Origin of the sequence: Geminocystis sp. CENA526 (assembly GCF_050753365.1) — a bacterium.
Lineage (GTDB): Bacteria > Cyanobacteriota > Cyanobacteriia > Cyanobacteriales > Cyanobacteriaceae > Geminocystis.
This window is the reverse complement of record NZ_JBLZFY010000155.1, coordinates 1-6698: the sequence shown is the minus strand read 5'-3', so window position 1 is coordinate 6698 and position 6698 is coordinate 1. Positions and strand designations below refer to the sequence as shown.

Genomic DNA, 6698 nt, shown 5'->3' with positions numbered 1-6698 from the left:
CAGGAAACCCTCAACAAAGCTAGAGGTTTATTAGAGGCAATCCGTAGCCTTAATTAATAAATCACCTTCGACAGAGACAATAATCGTCAATGATCTAACCTCAGCATTTTCTCCCCCCTCTCCCCCCTCTCCCCCCTCTCATCTTCATCATTCACTATTTACTATTATTTATTTATCGTGTTTAACTTAGGTGTTATTGGCGGTGGGGTAATGGCTGAAGCCATTGTTTCTCGTCTTTTACAAAAAAAAATTTATTCAGCTAATAATATTATTATCAGTGATCCCTTGCCTAATCGTCGTCAATTTTGGCAGGATCAATATTCTGTTGCTACTACGGAAAATAATCAAGAGATTTTAGATAATTCAGAAATTATTTTATTGGCAATTAAACCGCAAATTTTGTCAAAAGTTGTAGGAGATTTGACTTTCAATCTTAATGAAAAACCTTTAATTTTGTCTATTTTAGCGGGAGTTTCCTTAGAAAAATTAGGACATAGTTTTCCTGAATATCCCATTGTCAGAGTTATGCCTAATACTCCTGCTATGGTAGGAGAAGCCATGACGGCTATTTCTGTTAATGAAAAAGTGAGCAATTCTCAGTTAGATTGCACCATGACTCTTTTTAGTGCCATCGGTTCTGTTATTCAGGTACAAGAGTACTTAATGGATGCGGTGACAGGATTATCTGGATCGGGTCCTGCTTTTGTTGCTATTATGATTGAGGCTTTAGCTGATGGTGGTGTAGCTTCGGGTTTACCAAGATCGATCGCATTACAATTAGCCACTCAAACGGTATTAGGTACAGCCGAGTTAGTCAAACAAAAAAATCTCCATCCTGCTATTTTAAAGGATCAAGTCACCAGCCCCGGAGGCACTACGATCGAAGGGGTTGCCCAATTAGAGAAAAATGGCTTTCGTAATGCCGTCATTTGTGCCGTCACCAGTGCCTATAAACGCTCTCAACAATTAGGAGGTTAACAGCAAAAAAATCAATTCCTTAAGATGTTAAATTTTAAGTGAAAATAAGTAAAAAAGGAGAAATTTAATGTTAATAAATTATATTGATCAAGCTATGACTATGGCTGTTTATGAAATAGTAGAAGATGATCATAGTTATTGGGGTGAAATTCCTAATCTTCAAGGGGTATGGGCTAATCATGAAACCTTAGAAGGTTGTCGAAGAGAATTAAAAGAGGCATTAAGTGATTGGATTGCTTTACGTTTAAAATTAAACTTAGAAATACCTATTATTAACGGGATAAATCTTAATGAAATCAATCAACCACTTATTTCTGCATAAAATATATGAGCAATTATGCCCAAATTAACTCCTGTTTCTTGGAAAGAATTAGTTACAAAATTAAATGAATTAGGTTTTGAAAGTCCATTTTCAGGAGGCAAACATCCGCAAATGCGCCGAGGAAATGTTACTTTAATTATTCCAAATCCTCACAAAAAAGAAATTAGCATTGGATTATTGCAAAGAATATTACGTCAAGGGAATATATCCCGTGAAGAATGGTTGCAGTAACCAAAAAATTCTACTTACTACCGTAGTAAAAAGCGATTTCTTTATCCTTCAAAGGAGCAAAATCTGCATCAATAAGCATTTGGTTTAATTCCTCTTGAGCAATATGTTTCGCCCCAATACGCACTATTCTCGATCGCATTGTATTACTGACTCCGCTTCTTTGTCTTTGCCCTTCTAACGCCATGACTTGCTTATATAAGTCTAATTTGGCGACGGGTATAGGGCTACCATCAAAATCTATTCCTTGTTCGATCGCATTATCTACGGCATTAGCACCAGTTGTTACATTACTCATAATCAAATTTGGTAGTTAATTTTACCTTTCATTCTCTATGGTCAAGAGATAATTGTCAATGAACCTATTCCTAATTCATGGTAAAAAAGATTTACCAATTATGAAAGATGCTAATTTAACTGAAGGTGATTTGATTTAGTTTGTTTTTTGTTTTGGTTCTCCTTTGCGGAAGCTAAAGAGTTTTACTTGGGTATAATTGGATTAGTGAATTAAGGTAATAAAAATTATGAAAATCAAAGTATTAGTTTGGCAGGAAGATGATGTTTGGTGTGCGAGTGTACCGTCTTTAAAAGGTTGTCATACTTGGGGTGAAACTTATGAACAAATGTTAGAAATGGTTAAGGAAGCTATAGAGTTATATCTGGATGATTCATCTCAGACAGAAGTGATACCTGAAAAATCAAAAATAATTGAATTAGCTTTATGAAGTCAATTTCAGGTAAAAAACTAGCTCAAATATTAGAAAAGAAAGGGTGGATTTTGGTTAAAACAAGAGGTAGTCATTTCAAATATCAAAAGTGTTCAGACTCAGTTGCTGTACCAATTCACGGTAACAGAGACTTGCCTATTGGTACTCTCAAATCAATTATGAAAGATGCCAATTTAAAAGAAGAAGATTTGCTTTAGTTTTTGTTTGTTCTGGTTTTCCCTTTGCGGAAGCTAGAGAGCTTGACTTGGATATAATTGGGTAGGTGAGTGAAGATTAGATCAAATCCAACAAGTTGTATATACAAAATAGCTATGAAAGACGAGAAATAATCGATTCTGGAGGCATTTGAGCGATAATTTCACTGATGATAGTATCAACTCCTGAGTTACCCCATGTACAACCATTTTCCAAATAAACTTGAGCCGTTTTTCCTACTATATAAGAACCATAACCTGCCATTGTACCCTGCGCTAGAGCGGTTGTCGCTAAAGTGGTAAAACTTCCCGGATTTTCCCATAAACTGTTAATAGCGTAACTGGTTTTTGCAAAACCTAACATTGTCACAGAGATAATTTCTGTTAACAATAAACCTCCTAAACTTTTGACAATAGTTTGCCATAAATTTCCGGCTTCATAACTGGTAATGGGTAAACCATATAATCTTGCTAAGGCACGAATCATGATTAAATCTATGAATAATCCTCCGATTAAATCTAAAATAACAATAGGATTTATAGCTACAATTAAGGCTTTATATTTGGCATAACGCCAGATAATTTCTTCGGCTTCTTTACTTCTGATTTCTATGGTTTTACGAGCAATATTTTTTTGAGCAATTTTTGCTTGATAAAGAGAATTTAAGGCTAATAATGCTTTCCCTTCTCTGTTTAAAATAGTCAGGATTTTTTCCTGTAAAGAAGCAATATTTGGTGATGGATATTCCCATTCTTCTTTGACAGTACCATCGGGCAATTCTATCCTTAAATTAATGGGTTGAGGTTCGGCACTAATTAAAACGATTTCATCGGGAGTAAAAAGAGGTTTTTTGGTTTGATTGCTTAATTGTTGTAGTTGTTGATAAATGGATTTTAAATCAGTTTCGGGGTATAAATCTATTTTATTAAATACTAATATTAAAGGTTTTTTTGCTTGTCTTAATTCTAAAAGTGCTAAATATTCTGTACGGGTAATATCTCCTGAAATAACAAACAAAATTAAATCAGATTGTTGACTAATTTCTTTTGCCATATTGGCTCTATTTTCTCCGTCAATTTCATCGAGTCCAGGGGTATCTATTAGCTCGATTTGTACCTTACCCGTAGGGGGTGTCCAACGAACAGATTTAGGCCATTTTGTGACTCCATTTATCGGTCCTGTGGTTAAGATTTTTTCTCCTAATAGAGCATTAATAACCGATGATTTGCCTCGACTTACTAACCCAAAAGCTGATATTTTAATCATCTGTTGTTCGAGTTTTTCTACAGCCGATTTTAGGGCGGTTAAGTCATCTCTCACGGCTACTTGTAATGCCATATTAGGGGGATAATTCCAATGACGTTTTTGACTAGAATACCATGCGATCGATTGTTGTAAACTGTTACGAGCAAGGGAATATAAAGAAGTTGTCATGTTATTAGCAGAATCAAAAATACTGGTAAGGCTAGGCAAGAAAATTTTTACAAATTCTTATTAGGATAAATATGTCTTTTTTATTCAGATAAAGAAGTGTGATTATTTTTTAATAAAGGTAGTCTTTCACCCCTAAAAATTTCTTCGCTACTTTTACCCATTTCTTCTAATAAATTTAGTAATTCACTACCTAATTTTTGCCCAATCATCACCGTTGGGGTGACAAAACTTAAAGCAATAGATGTTAAGATGGTTCGATCGAACTTATCATTGTGATCATTCATAATAGATAATCAAATAATTAATCATGGATTGTTGACCATTATAAACTTTATGGTTCTCTAAGGTATAATCAGAAAAGGTGTTTTTGTATGTAGAGATATTATTAGAAAAATGTTGAAAAATTCTTGGTCTAAAATTACAGTAGCATGTATTACTTTAGTTGCTCAAGCTGTAATTTCCTTTCCAGTCAAGGCGGTAACGAATCCCTATTGTCAATTTGATGAAAATGCCATCGCTACCAAAGACACTCTACGAGAAAATGCCATTACAGGAAATGCCACTGCCCAACAAGAATACAGAAAAATTTTACAAGAACACCGAGATTTATTGCTGAATTGTCGCCGTAATCATTGGCTGAAAGAACAGGCTATTTGGCTACGGATTTACCCTTGTGATGTGCGTAACGGCTCGATCGAAAAGGTATTGGATACTATTGTTAATAGAGGTTATAACACCGTCTATGTGGAAGTATTTTTCGATAGTCAAGTCTTATTACCAAAAAATGGGAATTTCACAGCATGGCCTAGTGTAGTAGATCAGCCTGGTTATGAAACACGAGATTTATACGCCGAAACCTTACAAAAAGGGCGAGAAAGAGGTTTAAAAATGTACGCATGGCTATTTTCTATGAATTATGGCTATTTATATTCCCAAAGATCAGATAGACAAAATGTATTGGCTCGTAATGGTAGAGGACAAACTAGCGTTTACTTTGTTCACGATCGATCTCAAGCCTTCATTGACCCATATAATGCCCAAGCTCGTCAAGACTACACTCAATTATTACAAGCAGTTATACAAAGAAGACCAGACGGAGTACTATTCGATTATATTCGTTATCCCCGTGGTAGTGGCACAGACTCTGTAGCAGGTAATGTGAAAGATTTATGGATTTATAGCCAAGCCTCACGACAAACCCTATTAAATAGAGCTCAAAATCAACAAGGGAGATGGTTATTAGAAAGATACCTCAATCAAGGGGTAATTAACGCCAACGATTTAGCCCAAATGAGAAACCTGTTTCCTAATGAAACAACCCCTTTATGGCAAGGAAGAAGCCCCTCTGCACCAAGCAACCTATCCGCCGTACAATTAGACATTTGGTATTTTACCGTTGCCCATGCGGCACAGGGAGTATTAGACTTTCTTAACTTTGCCTCCAATCAGGTAACACAAAGGGGGATTCCCACGGGGGCGGTATTTTTTCCTGACGGTAATCAGGTAGTAGGAGATGTTGGTTTTGATTCTCGTTTGCAACCTTGGGATAGTTTTCCTCAAAGTATGGAATGGCACGTTATGTCCTATGCTTTGTGTGGTAATCCTAGTTGTATAGTAGATCAAGTTAAAAGAGTGTTAGCTGGATCATCTCAAGGTACAAATGTCAAACCCGTGTTAGCAGGATTTTGGGGTAGAAATGATGGGCAACGCCCTTCTTTAGAATCGCAAATGGACGCAATTAGGGTATCGGCAAAACCAGTACAATCCATCAGTCATTTTGCTTATTCATGGCTAGAAAGAGAGCATACTCGACAACGAGAAAGTTGCACTAATTAGGGTTTGTAGAAGAGCCAGATTTTTTAAAATTTCTGAGAAAAATAAGTTAAAACTATAAATAAATATTCCACAAAAAAATAATCATAATATGAGTTTTCCCACCGAGCAATCCCCAGAAGCACTAAAAATCGAGGTTTCTTCCTTAAGAAGTCGTATAGGTGATTTAACTAAGTATAAAATTGCGATGGAAGCCCAAGAAAAATTATTTCGCTCTATTTTAATGATGGGTAATGTTGCTTCAGGTAAATTGATGTTGCGTTCTGTCCTCTTGGAAATCACAGAGGTAGGTAGAGAATTATTAAGAGCAAAAGATGCAAGTTTATTTATGCTAGACGAAAAAGGAATAATAACAGAGAGTATTTTAGCACGGGGTCCTACAGTAAGAGAAGAAAAGGACTATTTAATCGGAGAAATTTTGGACAAAGGATTAGCTGGATGGGTTGCCAAATATCGCCGTATGGCATTAGTTAAAAATACCGATGAGGATGAGCGTTGGTTGCATTTTCACCATCAGCCCTATAAAGTAGGCTCAGCTTTATGTATTCCCTTTTTGCGAGGGCGACTTTTGTTGGGTATTTTGACTTTAACTCATCCTAAACCAAAACATTTTACTCAAGATATGGCGGACTTTATGGCGATGTATTCTCCTTCTATTTCGATCGCCCTTGATTATGCTAGAATGTACCTTTCGATCGATGATCCTTCTCATGATTAAAATGTTACCTCAGTATTGTTTACAAGAGCAATCAATAAGTAATAGTTCATATTTTGGTACTAAAAATTTTCCTCTTACCAAATAGTCGAAGTCTATTGAACGCCCCATTGACCAAAAAGCACCCTATCAACTAGAGTGCCTTTGGGATTATGAACTTGTATCGTATTTTACTTAAATATTAAACTGGCATGGAACTATTGTCCCTAGGGGCTACCCCCTTAGTATCGTCGCCGCTGTCATGTTTCACCCACGAGTTCGGGAT

10 protein-coding genes are annotated in these 6698 nt (G+C 36.0%); 7 read left to right on the top strand and 3 right to left on the bottom strand.

Annotated elements, in window-relative coordinates; genetic code table 11:
- Nucleotides 1-174 precede the first annotated feature (174 nt).
- The 3 genes from proC (at nt 175) to ACN4EE_RS21500 (ending at nt 1531) form a co-directional block, all read left to right on the top strand.
- Nucleotides 175-978 carry a pyrroline-5-carboxylate reductase gene (proC, locus tag ACN4EE_RS21510; RefSeq protein ID WP_431708560.1) on the top strand — a complete coding sequence of 268 codons (804 nt, stop codon included), beginning with the start codon at nt 175-177 and terminating at the stop codon, nt 976-978.
- A gap of 67 nt (nt 979-1045) precedes the next feature.
- The gene (locus ACN4EE_RS21505; RefSeq protein WP_431708559.1) at nt 1046-1300 is read left to right on the top strand and encodes a type II toxin-antitoxin system HicB family antitoxin; all 255 of its coding nucleotides are present in this window, start codon (nt 1046-1048) and stop codon (nt 1298-1300) included.
- A gap of 15 nt (nt 1301-1315) precedes the next feature.
- Nucleotides 1316-1531 (top strand): type II toxin-antitoxin system HicA family toxin, encoded by a 216-nt coding sequence (locus ACN4EE_RS21500; RefSeq protein WP_431708558.1) that lies wholly within the window; start codon nt 1316-1318, stop codon nt 1529-1531.
- Between the two features lie 10 nt (nt 1532-1541).
- On the opposite strand, the gene ACN4EE_RS21495 is transcribed toward ACN4EE_RS21500, so the two are convergent.
- Nucleotides 1542-1826, bottom strand: coding sequence for a small RNA NsiR4-regulated ssr1528 family protein (locus tag ACN4EE_RS21495; protein ID WP_431708557.1), 285 nt, complete (start codon nt 1824-1826; stop codon nt 1542-1544).
- A gap of 226 nt (nt 1827-2052) precedes the next feature.
- On the opposite strand from ACN4EE_RS21495, the gene ACN4EE_RS21490 reads away from it, so the two are divergent.
- Both ACN4EE_RS21490 and ACN4EE_RS21485 read left to right on the top strand, forming a co-directional pair.
- Nucleotides 2053-2253: a type II toxin-antitoxin system HicB family antitoxin gene (locus tag ACN4EE_RS21490; RefSeq protein ID WP_431708556.1), complete on the top strand. Its 201-nt coding sequence runs from the start codon at nt 2053-2055 to the stop codon at nt 2251-2253.
- Nucleotides 2250-2453 carry a type II toxin-antitoxin system HicA family toxin gene (locus ACN4EE_RS21485; protein WP_431708554.1) on the top strand — a complete coding sequence of 68 codons (204 nt, stop codon included), beginning with the start codon at nt 2250-2252 and terminating at the stop codon, nt 2451-2453. The genes ACN4EE_RS21490 and ACN4EE_RS21485 overlap by 4 nt, the downstream gene beginning before the upstream one ends.
- A gap of 112 nt (nt 2454-2565) precedes the next feature.
- On the opposite strand, the gene ACN4EE_RS21480 is transcribed toward ACN4EE_RS21485, so the two are convergent.
- Entirely contained in the window at nt 2566-3885 is a 1320-nt protein-coding gene (locus ACN4EE_RS21480; RefSeq protein ID WP_431708553.1) for a GTP-binding protein, read from the bottom strand.
- Nucleotides 3886-3965: 80 nt separating this feature from the next.
- A complete protein-coding gene (locus tag ACN4EE_RS21475) occupies nt 3966-4169 on the bottom strand; it encodes a hypothetical protein (protein ID WP_431708552.1) in 204 nt (67 codons plus the stop codon).
- A 109-nt stretch (nt 4170-4278) separates the two neighbouring features.
- On the opposite strand from ACN4EE_RS21475, the gene ACN4EE_RS21470 reads away from it, so the two are divergent.
- Entirely contained in the window at nt 4279-5721 is a 1443-nt protein-coding gene (locus tag ACN4EE_RS21470; RefSeq protein ID WP_431708551.1) for a family 10 glycosylhydrolase, read from the top strand.
- An 88-nt stretch (nt 5722-5809) separates the two neighbouring features.
- On the top strand, nt 5810-6436 hold the full coding sequence (locus tag ACN4EE_RS21465; RefSeq protein ID WP_431708550.1) for a GAF domain-containing protein: 627 nt from the start codon (nt 5810-5812) through the stop codon (nt 6434-6436).
- The last annotated feature ends 262 nt before the right edge of the window (nt 6437-6698 follow it).

Bases quoted from the DNA above. Each gene is read 5' to 3' on its own strand.
- ACN4EE_RS21475 (WP_431708552.1), bottom strand. From the start codon at position 4,169: ATGAATGATCACAATGATAAGTTCGATCGAACCATCTTAACATCTATT.
- ACN4EE_RS21490 (WP_431708556.1), top strand. From the start codon at position 2,053: ATGAAAATCAAAGTATTAGTTTGGCAGGAAGATGATGTTTGGTGTGCG.
- ACN4EE_RS21480 (WP_431708553.1), bottom strand. From the start codon at position 3,885: ATGACAACTTCTTTATATTCCCTTGCTCGTAACAGTTTACAACAATCG.
- ACN4EE_RS21500 (WP_431708558.1), top strand. From the start codon at position 1,316: ATGCCCAAATTAACTCCTGTTTCTTGGAAAGAATTAGTTACAAAATTA.
- ACN4EE_RS21485 (WP_431708554.1), top strand. From the start codon at position 2,250: ATGAAGTCAATTTCAGGTAAAAAACTAGCTCAAATATTAGAAAAGAAA.
- ACN4EE_RS21505 (WP_431708559.1), top strand. From the start codon at position 1,046: ATGTTAATAAATTATATTGATCAAGCTATGACTATGGCTGTTTATGAA.
- ACN4EE_RS21495 (WP_431708557.1), bottom strand. From the start codon at position 1,826: ATGAGTAATGTAACAACTGGTGCTAATGCCGTAGATAATGCGATCGAA.
- ACN4EE_RS21465 (WP_431708550.1), top strand. From the start codon at position 5,810: ATGAGTTTTCCCACCGAGCAATCCCCAGAAGCACTAAAAATCGAGGTT.
- ACN4EE_RS21470 (WP_431708551.1), top strand. From the start codon at position 4,279: ATGTTGAAAAATTCTTGGTCTAAAATTACAGTAGCATGTATTACTTTA.